This is a genomic window from Mycoplasma seminis (genome assembly GCF_030718845.1).
Classification (GTDB): domain Bacteria; phylum Bacillota_I; class Bacilli_A; order Mycoplasmatales; family Metamycoplasmataceae; genus Mycoplasmopsis; species Mycoplasmopsis seminis.
The window spans coordinates 225,998-242,211 of record NZ_CP132191.1 but is presented as its reverse complement, the minus strand read 5'-3'; the positions used below and the strand labels follow the sequence as shown (position 1 = coordinate 242,211).

Sequence of the window (16,214 nt, the reverse complement as noted above, 5' to 3'; positions counted from 1 at the left end):
CCTTTTATTCTTCACGTTGAGATGCAAAAAGGTCAAAATCTGTATTTTCGTTTTCTACACCTTCAACGTAGTTAAATTCGTTTAATTTTGGTAAATCTCTCATACTTGTTAATTTAAAGTGGTCATAGAATTTGTTTGTTACACCATAAAGTACAGGATTACCTGGTGTTGGTGAAATCCCTACTTCTTCAATAACACCTTTAACTAATAAAGTATTTACCACTTGATCTGAAGCCACACCTCTGATTTGTGCAATTTGACTACGTGTAATAGGTTGTTTATAAGCAATAATTCCAGCAACTTCAATTGCAGCGTTTGATAATCTTTGTTTTTTAACAATAGAAACCATTTTTGAAATGTATTCTTTAAATGTTTCTCTAGTTGCTAATTTATAAACATCATTAAAGTTAACTACTTTAAGTCCACGTTCTTGGTCGTTAAAATCTTTATGGAAGTCAGCCATAACTTTTTTAGCTTCAGCTAATGTAGCTAGTGAAAAAATGTCTTTAACTTGTTCTAAAGTTAAACCATCATCGCCTTGAATGTATAATAATGCTTCTAATATTTTATTTTTCATCGTAAAGTTCTCCTCTTTTAATTCTAATATCACCGAATTCTTCATCTTGTTCAATGATTAAAATTTGTTGTTTTGCTAAAACTAATACTGCAAGTAATGTAACAACAAAGTGTTTAATACTTGGTTGTGAGAAAACCATTTCAAATGTTAAAACTTCATGTTCTTTTAAAAGTTTTTTAATAAATGGAAATTGATCAGATGGTGAAAGGTTGAATGTTTCAAGTTTAGTACTTCTTAAATGTTGTGCATAAACTCTTTCAAACATCTTTCTTAAAACTGCGATTAATTTAATTGGGTTTGAGTGTCCATCTAATCTTGTATCGTTTGTATCAACAATAAAATCATCCACATTTGAAGGAGCTTTAATAAAGATATCTTCTCTATCGCTTTCAAATGTTTTAAGTGCTTCTTTAATTTCTTTAAATTGTTGATATTCAACAAGTTGTTGAATCAATTTTTTCTTTTCTTCAACAACTTCTTCAGGTTCTTCAGCATCTGGTTCTTGTAACACTAAGCTAGCTTTAATTTTAAGTAATGTTGCAGCCATAACTAAATAATCACCAGCAATATCAATTTCAGTTTCTTTAAGTTGATTAATTATTTGTAAATATTGATCAGCAAGTTCAACAAGGTTAATATCAAAAATATCAATCTTTTTGTCTTTAATTAAACTTAATAATAAATCAAGTGGTCCATCAAAGTCTTGTAATTTAAAAGTATAATCACTGTAATATGAATTAGTTTTCATTTGATTCTACTCCTGTTTTAACAATGTTTTGCACATATTGAGCTACCTTGCTTGATTCTTGTGTGATAAATGTATTAGGTTTAATTGGTGTTAAGAATTCAACTGTTACAGTTAATCTACCTTTACGTTTTGCATTATCAGCTTCAAGTGAATTTTTGATTACAACCGGTTGAATTGTTAAGTATTCTTTTTGTGCGATCTTGAAAGGAGCTGACTTGAACTCACCAATTACTTGATCTTTAACTCTAGTTCCTTCAGGGAAAATAACACCATAAGTTTTATTGAATTTAACATATTCAGCAAATTTATTTAACTCAAGAAAACTTTGTTTTACACTATTTCTATCAACGAAGAATGTGTTTAATAGATGCATAGCTGAATTAATAAATTTTTGATCTTTTAATTCTTGCTTAGCAACAAATGTTGGAATTAATTCTTTTGCATTATATTCATAGCTTTGTTTTTCCATTGCTATTAACATAATAAGTGGATCAAAAAGTGATTTATGGTTAGCAACCACAAGTACTCCACCATTTGAAGGTAAATTATCAAATCCTTTAATTTCTAAATCAACATTGTACATTTTTAAAATCTTCTTGCTGAGTTTTAAAATGTATTTATATCTTTCTACTGCTGAAATACCATCTGGATTTTTCTTAAACTTTCTATGTTTAATTTTTAAATTTAAAAATCTAAATAATCAGACAGGAGAAAATAAAACTTTTTTAAAAGTAATGTTCATAGCTCTTTTTTTCATTTAGACAGTTCCTTTCTTTTGCACAAAGGCAATTACATAATCGTCTGCATAACTAATTGATGCAACAAAATCTTTAAAATATCATAATTTGCTTTGTGAGTCTTGTTGTAAATTAATCTTCCTAAAATCAATTAATGAATTATCAGCCTTGAAAAGCGCTTCTTTAATTGCTCAAGATCGAGCTAGAAACCTAGCTTTTTGATAAGCATCATCAATTTGATTTAACTTTTCTAATTCATTTTGAGATAAAACTCTATTGCAAAATGTAGTAGTTTTATTCAGAAAACGAGAAATATTTGTTATATCAACTCCAAAGTTATTCATATTTATGAATTATATTAAATTTATTAATTATTTTTAATAATTAAGGCAAGAATATGTGCGCAAGATTTCTACTATTTTTTAGTCTTAAAATTCCTATTTTTGCAGTACTTTTTTAGTATAAAATTAACAGGATTTTTTAACTAAAATCCAACTAAAAAATTAATGTTTTCTACATATTGAACTTATGAATTTAAAAAAGCATTTTTATTTAATTCTCAACTATATTAATGAAAATAAATATACTAAATTAGCTTAATTTTATTCTCTAAGCCTTATTTTAAGCATTAAAAAATCAAAAGCACAACTTATTAAAAATATTATTTATATTATAATTTATAAGCAATACATGAAGACAGTAACAGCGCAAGCTTAATATGTTACCTAATGTATCTTAAAATTGTTCAATTGTATTGCGAAATTTTGAAAGGGGGCACAAGTATGTCAGAATCAAAATTAAAAGCAGCTAAAAAAGAAGTTGTTTCAGAAATCGTTGAAAAAATTCAAAACTCACAAGCTGTTGCATTTGCAGAATACCGTGGTTTAACAGTTTCTGAATTAGAAGAATTCAGAAAAGAAGCTAAAAAACTTGGTGTTGACATCAAAGTTTACAAAAACCGTTTATTTAAACTTGCTGCAGATCAAACAGGTATTGGTGAATTAGCTGATTACTTAGTTGGACCAAACATCTTTGCTTTTTCAAACAATGATGATATGTCTGCTGCTAAATTACTTACAAAATTTGCTAAATTACACAAATTAATGGTAATTAAAGCTGGAACATTTGAAGGTAAAGTAATCGATGCTAACGGTGTTAAAGAAGTCGCTACACTTCCTACATATGAAGAAGCACTTGGAATTCTTGCACGTTCAATGGTTGCACCATTACAACAAATCTCATTATCACTTAAATTAGTAAGTGAAGGTAAATCAGAATAATAATTACATAATTAGAAAGGAAATATTATTATGGCTAAATTAACAAAAGAAGTATTTATTGAATCATTAAAAGAAATGTCAATTAAAGAAGTTATGGAACTTGTAGAAGCAATGAAAGAAGAATTTGGAATCGACCCTACAGCTGCTGTTGCAGTTGCTGCAGCTCCTGCTGAAGGTGGAAACGAAGAAAAATCAAGCGTTAAAGTTGTTTTAAAAGCTGACAATGGTAAAAAAGTTGCTATTATTAAAGTAGTTAAAGACTTATTAGGATTACCATTAATGGACGCTAAGAAAATTGTTGATACATTACCTGCTGTTATTAAAGAAAACATCAAACCAGAAGAAGCTGAACAAATCAAAGCAGCTCTTGTTGAAGCTGGTGCTGAAGTTACAGTTGAATAATTTCTTACACAATAATAATCAATAATAAAAAGCACAAATTGTGCTTTTTCTTTATCAATTTTTGCAAAATAAAACCACTAGACACAACACTTCCTCATGTGGCTGCTACATTTCTGTCCTGACCAGGTTAGTGGGTTATTGTTCTAATGGCGATATTATTATAGCATAAATTTGCAAAAAATTTCATTTAACCTTATATTTTAGGATTTTTGCGCTCTTGAAACTTTGCGACAGAAGAGTATAATAATATTAATCGTGGCTGAATAAACCAAATCCGAGGTTAAGGCACTACTTTCTAGAGGGCTTTCCACCCTTCAGAGCGAAATGTATTTGCAAATAGAAGTAGGTTTAAAATGAGTAAATCCTGTATGAGGCTTAAGGTGCTTCGCAAACTCGTTAGTAGGCAATTAATGGAATTAAACCTGTGGTGGGGTTAATTGCGATACCAACTACTAATATTCTGTTGAATCTAGGTGACTAGAGTATAAGAGTTATGTGCGAAGGCAGGGGAGAAAAACAGAAGTTTGGTGGTGCGATTTGATTAATCAGGACGAATCCCCTTACAGAAATGTAGAAAAAACTAAGGAGTAATTAACCTTAGTCTTGACTGAATAAAGCTTTGTACACTCATGATGGTGTAGTTGATTACTACATCCGATTTTTTTTATTCACTTTTTACGATTATAGACCGAATTGTGTGTCTGAAGCTCGTTTTTTCCAAACGAATTACATAAATTATAATACAATTTAATTGCGTGTTTTAATAAATACGCTTGTAGCTCAATTTTTGGTGATTCTGAAGCTGGCTAAAATAACAAACACTTCAAGCGTTCTCACACTTGCGTGGGAACGTTTTTCTTTTATATATCTTTTGAGAGCTGAGTTGAATCCTTCGCTTATGTTATTGGTTCAGATATGAATCCTTAATTCTTTAGGTAATTCTAAAAACCTTAAAATATCATCTAATGAATTTTCAATAATTCTAATAGCTTTAGGAAATCTTGAATTATATTTTTGTTTTAATTTTGAAAAGTTTAAATCTGCTTCTTCTCTTGTGTTTGAAATAACAACAGCTTTAAAGTCTGCGCAAAATTCTTTTCTTTGTTTTTGAGGAACAGTTTTAACTGCATTACGAAGTTTATGAATTGCACATTTTTGCAATTTACTTGTTGGAAATAATTCGTTTAATATTTCGTTTCCAGAGAATTCATCTGAAACAATTACATCCGGATCAGATAATCCTCTATCTATTAAGTTTTGAAGAAAGTCTTCTCAATTTTTCTTGCTTTCTTGTCCTTTTACTTCTAATAGTAAAAGCTCTTTGTAATTATCTTCTGTGATGCCGATTGCTGTGTATACTGCTACCTTATAGCTCTTTTGACAAAGCATCTTTATTTTCAATATCATCAAAGCTTTCAACAATTTCACCTGTGCTTGGGTTATATCATTTCATTGCATCATGATATGAAGCATCAATAAATAATGCTTTATATTTCTTGGTGATTTGGAATTTAAAAGCATTCTTAACTTTTTCATTTATTTTCTTTTTAATTCTAGTTATTAAAGAATGACCGATTTTAATACCAGTTCAAAATTCTACAGTCTCGATTACAGATTCATATGAAATAAACATTGATAAAAGAACAGCAATCATTGATTTAAATGATTCCTCGCATTTTTTATATTTCTCTAAGACCTTTGGTCAGAATTGACCATTTCTAACTTTAGGTACTTTTATGTTTAATTTACCATTCATTGTGTATTTTGTAACAGTTCTTGTACCGTTTCTTTTTATTTTGCTATCAGGTAAAGAAATCTTTGTTTCTTGAATATATAAGTCAGCCTCTTGTGATAAATGATTGTTTATCATCTCTTCAAGAGTAGTATTATCTAATCCTAAAATTTGATGTATGTTTCTCATTTGTCTACCTTCTTCTGTTAAATCTTTAAAAATAAAACTATTTGATTTAATCATAACAAAAAACTCCTTCCATTTTTGGAACGAGTCTTCTAGACACCTAATTTAGTCTGTAATCCTTTTTACATCACTTGGTTTTATATAGGTAAATTCACCAGCATTTAGTTTTAAATTATTTAATTGTAAATTACCAAAAGCGCTACGGTGAAGGTTTAAAACATTATATCCATAGGTAGAAAACATTCGTTTTACTTGATGGTATTTTCCTTCAGTAATTTCTAAAATTGCTTTATTATTTGAAATTAATTCAAGTTTAGAAGGCTTAACTATTTCATCATTGTCAATTTTAAAACCTTGTGCAAAGATATCAATAAGTTCATTTTTAAGTTCTTTATCAAGAGTTACTTCATAAACTTTTGTTATATGTTTTTTAGGAGCTAATAAATTATGTGTAAATTCACCATCATTTGTAATCAATAATAATCCAGTAGTATCTTTATCAAGTCTCCCGACAGTATGGATATTCTTTATTTTACTTATTTCTGGTGGTAAAAGTTCAAAAACTGTTTGATTTATTTTGTCTGTATTTGCACAAACATAACCAGATGGTTTATTTAAAGCAAGGTAAACAAATTCATCTCCATGATTTCATTCTTCACCCTTATATTTAATAATATCATTTTCAGAAATGTTGATGTTATGATTAATAATCACATCATTCACAGTAATTTGCTTACTTTTTAATAACTTTGAAGCCTGTGAGCGTGTGATAAACAACTTTTCAGCTATAAATTTATCTAATCTCATTATTTAATTATAAGGTTATATAAATTACGTTTATAAACCTCTACTCCTGGTTGTGTAAATGGATCTATTTCTTCTAAAAATCCTAGTGTTATTATAATTCCTTGCAATGTCAAAACTAATGCAGCAAGAGTTTTTTCGGAAAAATCATTATATTGTAAAACAATATCAAAAACACTTAAATCAATTTGGTTATTGTTTTCTTCTAATAAATCATCCTCGATATTAATTTCATGTCTTTTTCCAAGGAAATTTAAAACATCATAATGTTGTAAATCAATATCAATATTTACTTTAACATTATCTTTAACTTGATTAATTAAAAATTTAACTGTAAAATCATCTTTTGTATCAAATGAAGTATCATAAATTTCATTGTAACTGGTATAACCTTTTTGATTACGATTAATTGTGGTATTAGTTAAATCTTTGATATATTCAGAAAAACTTAATAAGATTTCATCATTAACAATAAACTCCAAAATATTTTTATTCATGTATTTATTTAGATAACATAAATATGCTGCATTAAGTAAAATTTGATTATTTTCAACTTCTTGTGTAATTAGATTTTGATACATATCAAGATAACTAGATAAAATTTCACTTATATTTACACCGCTTATATACAGTGGAAAAAGTGTAGTAGCTTCAAAAATTGATGAAAATCTAGCAGGTAGTTCAGAAGTCATTTGAAATAAAGTATATTTTTGTAAATCAACCATTTTTGTTAGAGTATTTTCATGTGAATCTGTTGTGATATAAATTAAATCCACCGCTGTGATTGGGTCTAATCCAGCTTTTTTTATATTATCTAAAAGTTTCTTTCTAAATTCTCTAAATGAAATAGCACTTTCTAATGAAATTCCAGACTTGGAAATATAATTAATCGCAAATAATTCATCACCGCAGTTTTGTAGTTGCATAACTAATTCTTCAGGTGAAATGTTGCCTTGAGTAAAAATTAGCTCAATTTCAGGCTTATTTGTATTGTTTGAATTATAAAAAGCTTGATAAAGTGCTTTGGTCAGTAAATAAGATTCACCATCAGCAATAACAATTAATTTAGTTATATTTTTACTATCTAATTTTTGTTTCGCAGCTATAAATTGATTTTTATTATTTTCTCAATATTGCATAACATGTTGTTGTAAATCAAATTCATATTCAGGATTCTTATTTTTTAATATGTCTAGCACATAGGGTAATTTGTCTAAAATATGATGAAATCTCTTATCTTTTTTCAAACTTTGTAGATTTGAATTTATGATGTTAATAGGTGATTTATTCATTCAAAACTCCTTTGTTTTAATTTTAACAAGTTTATAAAAAAATAATGGTTATTTCTAACCATTATTTTAAAGTTTTTTTATTCTTCAACTACTTCAGCAACATCTTCATCTGAATCAGGTTTTGTTGATTGAGCATTTGCATTTGCGTTTTGTTGTGCAGCAGCATTTGCAAAGTTTTTGATTACTTCTTCAACTTGGTCTAATTTTGCTTTTAAAGCTTCGATATCTTTTTTAGCAATTAATTCTTCTAATTCTTTAACAAGTTTTTCAGATTCTTCTTTTGCTTTAGGATCTAATTTATCTCCTTGGTCAGCGTTAGATTTTTTAATTTGGTCAATTAATGATTCTGCTCTAACAATAGTTTCAGCTTCTTCTTTACGTTTTTTATCAGCTTCTTTGTTTAGTTCAGCTTCTTTAACCATTTTTTCAATTTCTTCTTCTGAAAGTTTTGTTGAATTTTGAATTGTAATTGATTGTTCTTTATTTGTTTTTACATCTTTAGCTGTAACAGTTACAATACCGTTAACATCGATTGAGAAGCTAACTTCGATTTGCGGAACACCTCTAGGAGCTGGTTCAATTCCTGTTAAATTGAATTGTCCAAGTTGTTTGTTATCGTTAGCCATTTCTCTTTCACCTTGTACAACTCTAATTGTAACTTCAGTTTGGTTGTCTGCAGCTGTTGAGAATACTTGTGATTTTGTAACTGGGATTGTTGTGTTTCTTGGGATTAAAGGTGTCGCAATACCTCCAAGAGTTTCAATTCCAAGTGTTAATGGTGTAACATCAAGAAGTAAGATATCATTAATATCTCCTGCTAAAACAGCACCTTGAATTGCAGCACCAATTGAAACAACTTCATCTGGGTTAATTGATCTGTTTGGTTCTTTTCCTAATGTTAAACGTACCATTTCTTGAACAGCAGGCATTCTTGTTGATCCACCAACAAGTAATACTTCATCAAGATCTTTAGCTGTAATTCCAGCTTCTTTTAAAGCGTCTTCAATAGGTTTTCTTGTTCTATCAAGTAAGTGTGAAGTCATTGATTCAAATTCACTACGTTTTAATTCTAATTCTACGTTTAATGGTCCATTAGCTGTAACAGCAAGGAATGGAAGGTTAATTGTAGCTGTTGATTGGTTTGATAAATCAATTTTAGCTTTTTCAGCAGATTCTTTTAATCTAGCCATAGCCATTTTGTCGTTTTTAACATCGTAATCGTATTGTTCTTTAATTTTCTTAATCATTCATTCAACGATTTCGTGGTCTCAATCATCTCCACCTAAGTGGTTATCTCCACTTGTTGAAAGAACTTCAAATGTTCCATTTTCAAGTTCAAGTACTGAAACGTCAAATGTTCCACCACCAAGGTCGTATACAAGAACTTTCATTGATTTGTGAGTTTTTTCAAGTCCGAATGCTAATGCAGCAGCAGTAGGTTCGTTAATAATTCTTAATACATCTAATCCAGCAATTTTACCAGCAATTTTTGTAGCTTCACGTTGAGCATTGTCGAAGTAAGCAGGAACTGTAATAACTGCTTTAGTTACTTTTTGTCCTAATTTAGCTTCAGCATAGTCCTTCATGTAAGATAAAATCATTGCTGAAATTTCTTCTGGTTTATAATCTTTTCCATTTACATGAACAGTTTTATCTGTTCCCATTAATCTTTTGATTGAAACAACTGTATTTGGGTTTGTTTCAACTTGTCTTTTAGCAGCATCCCCAACAATAATTTCATTTCCTTTGAAAGCAACTACTGATGGAGTTGTTCTTTTACCATTTGGGTTTTCAAGAACAACTGCTTGTTTGTTTTCCATAACAGATACAACTGAGTTTGTTGTACCTAAGTCAATTCCTAATACTATTTCTTTAGCCATATTTAGCCTCCTAAAATTTAAACTATTTAATAAAGTTAGGTTGGTTATTTAGTTTGATAACCTCCTGAACTGATAATATTATAACACACTTTTAGCAAATGCAACAATTATTTGCTAAATTTTCTATTTATCATTTTTTACTACGATAACACCAGCTGGTTTTACCAATCTAGCATCAATTTTTAGTCCTAATCTAACTACTTTAACTATTGTATTATTAGTCTTGCTTTCATCTTGAATAAAATCAAATACTTCAGAAGTTTCTGGATCAAATTCGCTTCCTACTTCAGGTTCTACTATATAAGCCCCATGTTCTTCAAGTAAGGTAGCAAATTGTTTAGTAACAATACTAAATCCATAGCAGTAATTACGCACAACTTCGCTATCTGAATTTACACCAGCATTAGTTGCCGCCATAAAGTTATTATATGGTTGCATAAAGTCCTCAAAAAATCCTTGTAAAGCGTATTTCTTAATTTCTTTTTTCTCATGCGCTAATTTTTCATGCATTTTGTGATGTTCAGCTTCGAGAGAAGTTTTAGCTTTAGCTTGGATTTCTTCAAGTTTGTTTTTATAAACATATTCTTGAGTAATTAATTTATGCTCTTTATCTGCTAATTTTGCTTTTAATTCGGCAATTTCTTTTTCTAATTCTGTAATTTTATATTCATTTTTGTCTTCACCAGCTGCTAGAGTTAAATTTTTAATTTCAACTTTAGCTTTATTTCCTGCTAATGCAGCAATTGGATAATTTTTAGCAAATGTGAATTTAACTTCCATATCTTCTTTAACTTTACGTCCAATTAAATATTCATCAAAGTTTGGTAAATATTCTTCTTTTCCTAAAGTTATTTCAGCATGCTTGCTGTATTCTGGAATAATTTGTTCCTCTATATATAAGGTAAAATCACCACTGATTTTATTTCCAATATGTAATTTTGTATTATTCATTTTCCTTCTCCTTATTTTTATTTAAATATTTATCTAATATTTGGATTGCTGAACGCATCATGTCATAATCAGATGTAGTTGCACCAACTACTGAAATCTCAGTAATTTTGCTTCCTGATTCAATTTTTTTCGACATATATGTTCCTGTCCCATCAATCATAATTTTGATTTTTTCATTTTCTTCAAGTTCAGTTTCAATACTTTCTCACACTGAATGATTTTCAATTAAATCAATCATTTTAGTTAAGCTTTCACGGTCAATTTTAGGACTTAGAATGATATTATTTTTTCCATAAATATTATTTCTATTTTTAGTTCTAAACCCAATATTATGGAAGACTTCTTCAACAAATGAATTAATTAATTCTTGATATTTTTTCACGGATTGAGCCAAAACATCTCTTAATAATTCAATTCTTTGTGGAATTTCACTTAACGGAGAATTAATCAATCTTTCTTTAAAAATCTTGATTGCAATTCTAACATCATTCATTCTAAAGTCTTTATTTTCAACATCTAAAATTTTTGAAAATACCTCTCCAGTAGAAATAACCATTACAATAGTAGCTTTAGTTTCAGATAATGAAACTAGTTCAATGCTTTTTAGTTGCATATCACTAATATCGCTTTGAGTAGTTACCATTGTAAGTCCAGTCATATCAGAAATAATTTGAGCTGCTTGATCTACTGTTTCATCTATTTGAACATTTTTGTTTGCTAAAATAGATTCAAGTTTGTCTTCAAATTTAGTTGTGACTTGTTGCGAAAGAAACTTAGCATAATAATTTAACCCTTCTAAAGTAGGGATTCTTCCGCTAGTGTGAGCTTCTTTTTTAAGATAACCTAATTCTTCTAAATCATTCATTATGTATCTCATTTTTGCACTTGAAAAATTAATTTCTGGGTGTAATGGAGCATATTTTGATAATAAATATGAAGAAGAAATTGGTTCACCAGTTTCAACATAAGCTTGAACTGTATATTTAAGTACAGGTTCATATTTATCAGATAATTTTTTTATTGTTTTCATGCATTAATTTTACCACACTTTTGCTAATTTTTAGCAACAAAGACAATTATTTGCTAAAAATTAGCAAATGAAAACACCATCTTTGCTAAATGGTGTTAAATTATTATTTATCACTGTTTTCTAAAATAATATTATTAAAGTGATTTCTAGCGTGAACTAAGTCTTTGAAGTTTTGAGTATTTAGACGGAATACGGAATTTCTAAAACTTGCATGATAAATATTTTCATCATTTATTTCAAAACTATTTTGTCCAACTTTTCAAGCAATGTTAGCTAAAACATCATATAATCCTTGAACTCTATTGAATTCAAATCCTAAGTTGTATGAATTATGATCTTGTTCGTTTTGTTCTATGCTGTAGTAGTATTTGAACATTAACCCGTTACTAATTTTAGAAATATCAAAATCATTTACATATTTTGGCTTTTCTCTAACAGGATCATGATTATAGTCAAAATTTCAATTACCATTGTATGATGGGTAACTATATTCAACATCATCTAAATCAATAATTATTCTATATGGATCTAATGATGAATCAATTTCTGCATAATTGTACTTTTCATTTATATTAGTAGTATTGTTAGCAATTTTGTAGCTTAATTTTGTTGTGGTATGAGCTTGAATTAAATCTAAATATTTTCCAATTCTTGATGAATCATGAGATTTTGTTTTAAATCAAACTGTTGAAATTTGGTTTTTTGAATCTTTTTGAATTTTATTAACTTTAGTAATGAATTGACCAATAACTTTTGCTATTTCTGCATTAATCATTTCAGTATTTAAGTCTAAATCTAATTTGTATAAATTAGCAAATTTTAAATGTCTATCATTATTAGCATATCTTGAGCCTGAGTAATGGTCGCTATTGTAAGAATGATAACTTGAAGAAGTAGTTTCGTTTGGATAGCAAATTACATTAAGATTTGCTTTAATTAAATCTTTTCTTAGTTGTGATTTATTATCTTCATCCATAAAGTTTTTAAATTTTGAATAATCTTTTGGACTTAAAATTAAAGTCTTAATATTATTTTTATTAACTAAATTTAAGATAAAAGGTATGTCTAAATAATTATCGCTGCCTTGATCATTAGTAAATAGATATACATCAGGTTTTTGAGTCGAATCTTTGAATAAAGCATTTATAGCAGTAACTTCGTCCTCTAAGAAATTGCTTCAATTATCATTTACAATTAAAATTTTTGATAATGAATTTGGAATAGCTTTTGAATTAGCAAATGTATGAATTTTTGCACCTAATTCTGAGCTATATTCATCTAATTTAATTTTATTTTGTTCAATGTTAATTTTAACTTCATCCATTAATTTTGCATTCAAGTAATCACCATTTGTTGAATGATATGGTAATCCGCTAACTTTAATTTCTGGTATTGAAGCGCCTAAAAACGCTTTAGCTAAAGCTATAACTTCAACATCAATGTTGTATTGATATTTTTGACCTCTTTCTTTAACTTTTTCTTCTTCCTCTTTATAGCTGTTGTAATATGGAAGAGGTCTTGGAAGTTCATCTTCGCTTCAAGAAACCGTTCTAATGTTAAATAAAGAGTTAATCGTGATTATCATATAACTCATTTTAACTAAATCTACTATTGATAAATCTTCTAGTTCTTCTTGTAAATTAGCAAAGAATTTACTTCATGAATAGTTAATTGTTGTTATATGTTCTGGGATTCTACCTAAAGAACGAATTAATTTAACTTGCTCTGTGTTAATTTGAACAGAAGGATAAAATGTGCTGCTAAAATTAATTTCTTTCATTTTTGCAGATTCTAATTCATTAATTCTTCTTCCAAGTGAGTATTTAGAATCATTTTTTCTATCTGAAACATAAATACTTTTTAAGCTTAATAAAACTTTAAATGGTAAATAGCATCCATTTTCAGCAAGTAATTTATATGTATCAAAATTGCTATGAATCATTTTGTATAATTCTAAGCTTAATTTGTTTGTTCCATAAGTATCGTAATCATTAAAAGCTTTATAATCACGCACTAAAGAAGGAAATTCTTTTTCAAGTAACTCATTTAATTTTGATTCAATATCTCTTGAATCATAACGATTTCAAGTGTTATTAATTGTTTCTATATCTTTAGGATTTTTTAATACAAAATAATCACTAAAAATATTCTTGTTAAGTTTTTCTCCCTTGTACACTGCGTTAGAAAGTTGTTTTGATTCTTTTGTTTGACATGCTGTAACAGCAAAAATTGGTAACATTGTGCTTGAAAGAGCACCTAATAAGGTAGTAGACCAAATGTTGTGTAATCACTCCAAATATTAAAAGGAGTGATTTTTGTTATGATTTTAGAGGAAAGAAACAAATTATTAAGAAATGAATTTTACAAATTAGGAGCTGATATGAGAGAATTATCATTTCTACTTAATGTTAATTACTTAGATGTTGCTAAGTTAATTGAAGAGAATCTAAAAGATGAAGTAGATGCTTATATTACTGAAATGAATAAATATGAATTAGTTGAAGGAAAAATTTATAGAAATGGATATTCTAAAAGAACCTTATACACATTGAATGGTAAACTACAAATAAATGTCCCAAGATTAAGAAATGCTTCAAATTTTTGTTCACAAATATTAGCTAAATATAAAAGATGTGAGGAAGAATTTGAATTTCTAATCGCACATTTATTGCAACAATTTTTATCATATGAACAAACCATAGATTTAGTTGAGAAATTATTAGGTTTTAGAATAGGACATTCTATAATTGCGAGAGTTTCAAAAACTATTAAAAACAAATACGACAACGCTTATAGTTTTGACATAAATAATGATATTTATGCATTATTTATTGATGCTTCATATCATAAAGTTTTTAAATGATATAACCCATTCACTGGTGAATATTTAAATTCTTTAGAAAATGTTGAGAATCCAAGGGATTTTGTCAAACAGAGCTCAAAAATAGCCTTATACACCGCTATAGCTATAGATAAAGAAGGTAAAAAACAAGTTTTATCAATAGAAACCTCAGGTGTAGAAAGTACAGAAAATTGAACAAAATTCTTATCAGAATTAAAAAGAGAGGAATTAATGATCCTCAAGTTGTTGTTTGCGATGATTTTAGTGGAATTAATAATGTTATTAATTCAGTTTTTCCTTCATCTAAAATTCAAAAATGTGCATTTCATAAAATGACTAATGCGCTTATTACAATACCACAATCTAAAAGGTATGAAGTATCACAACTACTAAAACTAATATTTAAAGGTAAAAACAAAGATGAAGGTTATAAAAGATTTTTGGAATTTAAAAACAAATATAAAGATAAATACAGAAAAGCTGTTGCAATTATTGAAAACTCACTTGACGAGATATTCACATTTTATGATTTTCCAATAGGAATCAGGAGATATATTTACACAAACAATATTTGCGAAAATTTCCACTCAGCATTAAGAAAATATGTCAAAGAAAAAAGCTCGCATCATAGTCCTAACTCCATCAAAATGTTGGCTATTGTTGCAAGCTTCAAAATAACTCGAACTTGAACAAGGAAAAGAATAATTTTCTAAGTTAAGTTCAGTATTATTATATATAATTTATTCAATTATAGTCCGATGTGATTACACAAACTTTGGACTACTACCCCTAATAAAATCATTTTTCTTTTCATACTTTAATTCTACAACTTAATAAGCTTGTGTTATAAAGAAAAATAGCACCGAAGTGCTACTTTGTTGAATATCCAAATTTTTCAAGTGATTCTGGATCATCATTTCATTTTTTAGCTATTTTAACTCTAAGGTTTAAGGTAGTAGGGATATCAAATTGGTAAGAAATTTTCATTCTTGCATTTTTTCCAATTTGTTTAATTTTTTCACCACCTTTACCTATAACCATACCTTTTTGTGATGCTTTTTTAACATAAATAATTGCATTAATCGTTAATCTGTCTTCTTCCTCGATAAAATCTTCAACTTCAACAGCAATTGAGTGAGGAAGTTCTTCATATAATGAATTTATCGCAGATTCTCTAATTATTTCTTTAGCTATAAATCTCATTGATTTATCTGTTAAATAGTCAGGGTCATATTGCATTTCACCTTCATATGAATAATTTTTAATTAAATTAATTAAAGCTTGAATCGATCTATGATCATTTACATCTGTGCTGATAATAGTTTCGAATCCATGTTGTTTTAATTCATCTATTTTTTCAATTAACATTTCAGGATGTTTTTTGATTTTATCAATTTTAGATACAACAGCAATCTTGTTAGGAACATTAGCAATTTTACTTAAAATCATTTCATCACCTTTACCGATTTTTTCATCAGCAGGTGAGAGGAATAATAAGACATCAACATTTTTAGCTGCATCATAGGCGTTTTTGTTTAAGGCTTCACCTAATTTGTTTTCAGGTTTATGAATTCCAGGTGTGTCTGTGAAAATAATTTGGGTATCATCATCGGTATAAATACCAGTAATTTGATCTCTAGTAGTTTGAGCCGTATCAGTTACAATTGCAACATTGTAACCTAAAATAGCATTAAGTAAACTACTTTTACCAACATTAGGTCTCCCTAATATACTTGCAAAACAAATTTTCATA

General features: G+C 28.1%; 15 protein-coding genes, 1 other RNA gene and 1 pseudogene. 3 read left to right on the top strand and 14 right to left on the bottom strand.

The features are described 5' to 3' along the window. Window positions 1–4: 4 nt before the first annotated feature. The 4 genes from scpB to Q8852_RS01165 are packed head-to-tail and all read right to left on the bottom strand — an operon-like array spanning window position 5 to window position 2,406. Complete coding sequence (gene scpB / locus Q8852_RS01180) at window positions 5–577, bottom strand: SMC-Scp complex subunit ScpB (RefSeq protein WP_305938176.1); 573 nt, start codon at window positions 575–577, stop codon at window positions 5–7. After that, entirely contained in the window at window positions 567–1,325 is a 759-nt protein-coding gene (locus tag Q8852_RS01175; RefSeq protein ID WP_305938175.1) for a segregation/condensation protein A, read from the bottom strand. The genes scpB and Q8852_RS01175 overlap by 11 nt, the downstream gene beginning before the upstream one ends. Further along, the gene (locus Q8852_RS01170) at window positions 1,315–2,082 is read right to left on the bottom strand and encodes a lysophospholipid acyltransferase family protein (RefSeq protein WP_305938174.1); all 768 of its coding nucleotides are present in this window, start codon (window positions 2,080–2,082) and stop codon (window positions 1,315–1,317) included. The genes Q8852_RS01175 and Q8852_RS01170 overlap by 11 nt, the downstream gene beginning before the upstream one ends. Beyond that, window positions 2,083–2,406, bottom strand: a complete 324-nt coding sequence (locus Q8852_RS01165) for a 4'-phosphopantetheinyl transferase superfamily protein (protein ID WP_305938173.1) — start codon at window positions 2,404–2,406, stop codon at window positions 2,083–2,085. A gap of 438 nt (window positions 2,407–2,844) precedes the next feature. Between Q8852_RS01165 and rplJ the strand changes: the two genes are divergently transcribed. Further along, entirely contained in the window at window positions 2,845–3,342 is a 498-nt protein-coding gene (gene rplJ, locus Q8852_RS01160; RefSeq protein ID WP_305938172.1) for a 50S ribosomal protein L10, read from the top strand. Window positions 3,343–3,372: 30 nt separating this feature from the next. Further along, window positions 3,373–3,744, top strand: coding sequence for a 50S ribosomal protein L7/L12 (rplL, locus tag Q8852_RS01155; protein WP_305938171.1), 372 nt, complete (start codon window positions 3,373–3,375; stop codon window positions 3,742–3,744). Window positions 3,745–3,812: 68 nt separating this feature from the next. On the opposite strand, the gene ffs is transcribed toward rplL, so the two are convergent. From ffs to Q8852_RS01110, 9 genes are all read right to left on the bottom strand, one after another. Continuing rightward, an RNA gene (ffs, locus tag Q8852_RS01150) (signal recognition particle sRNA small type) lies at window positions 3,813–3,897 on the bottom strand. 594 nt (window positions 3,898–4,491) lie between these two features. Further along, entirely contained in the window at window positions 4,492–5,151 is a 660-nt protein-coding gene (locus Q8852_RS01145) for an IS256 family transposase (RefSeq protein ID WP_305938170.1), read from the bottom strand. Beyond that, window positions 5,111–5,719, bottom strand: a complete 609-nt coding sequence (locus Q8852_RS01140; protein WP_305938169.1) for a transposase — start codon at window positions 5,717–5,719, stop codon at window positions 5,111–5,113. Before Q8852_RS01140 ends, Q8852_RS01145 begins: the two co-directional genes overlap by 41 nt. A gap of 48 nt (window positions 5,720–5,767) precedes the next feature. After that, the gene (locus Q8852_RS01135; protein ID WP_305938168.1) at window positions 5,768–6,469 is read right to left on the bottom strand and encodes a pseudouridine synthase; all 702 of its coding nucleotides are present in this window, start codon (window positions 6,467–6,469) and stop codon (window positions 5,768–5,770) included. Then, the gene (locus Q8852_RS01130) at window positions 6,469–7,758 is read right to left on the bottom strand and encodes a glucose-6-phosphate isomerase (protein WP_305938167.1); all 1,290 of its coding nucleotides are present in this window, start codon (window positions 7,756–7,758) and stop codon (window positions 6,469–6,471) included. Before Q8852_RS01130 ends, Q8852_RS01135 begins: the two co-directional genes overlap by 1 nt. Before the next feature lie 77 nt (window positions 7,759–7,835). After that, entirely contained in the window at window positions 7,836–9,638 is a 1,803-nt protein-coding gene (dnaK, locus tag Q8852_RS01125; RefSeq protein ID WP_305938166.1) for a molecular chaperone DnaK, read from the bottom strand. 123 nt (window positions 9,639–9,761) lie between these two features. Beyond that, window positions 9,762–10,589 (bottom strand): nucleotide exchange factor GrpE, encoded by an 828-nt coding sequence (gene grpE / locus Q8852_RS01120; RefSeq protein ID WP_305938165.1) that lies wholly within the window; start codon window positions 10,587–10,589, stop codon window positions 9,762–9,764. Continuing rightward, the gene (locus Q8852_RS01115) at window positions 10,582–11,619 is read right to left on the bottom strand and encodes a heat-inducible transcriptional repressor HrcA (RefSeq protein WP_305938164.1); all 1,038 of its coding nucleotides are present in this window, start codon (window positions 11,617–11,619) and stop codon (window positions 10,582–10,584) included. The genes grpE and Q8852_RS01115 overlap by 8 nt, the downstream gene beginning before the upstream one ends. 103 nt (window positions 11,620–11,722) lie before the next feature. Beyond that, window positions 11,723–13,858, bottom strand: coding sequence for a hypothetical protein (locus Q8852_RS01110; RefSeq protein ID WP_305938163.1), 2,136 nt, complete (start codon window positions 13,856–13,858; stop codon window positions 11,723–11,725). An 81-nt stretch (window positions 13,859–13,939) separates the two neighbouring features. Between Q8852_RS01110 and Q8852_RS04560 the strand changes: the two are divergent. Continuing rightward, a pseudogene (locus tag Q8852_RS04560) lies at window positions 13,940–15,174 on the top strand (IS256 family transposase). A gap of 157 nt (window positions 15,175–15,331) precedes the next feature. Here the strand turns inward: Q8852_RS04560 and era are convergent. Beyond that, window positions 15,332–16,213, bottom strand: coding sequence for a GTPase Era (era, locus tag Q8852_RS01095; protein WP_305938162.1), 882 nt, complete (start codon window positions 16,211–16,213; stop codon window positions 15,332–15,334). Between the last annotated feature and the right edge of the window lies 1 nt (window position 16,214).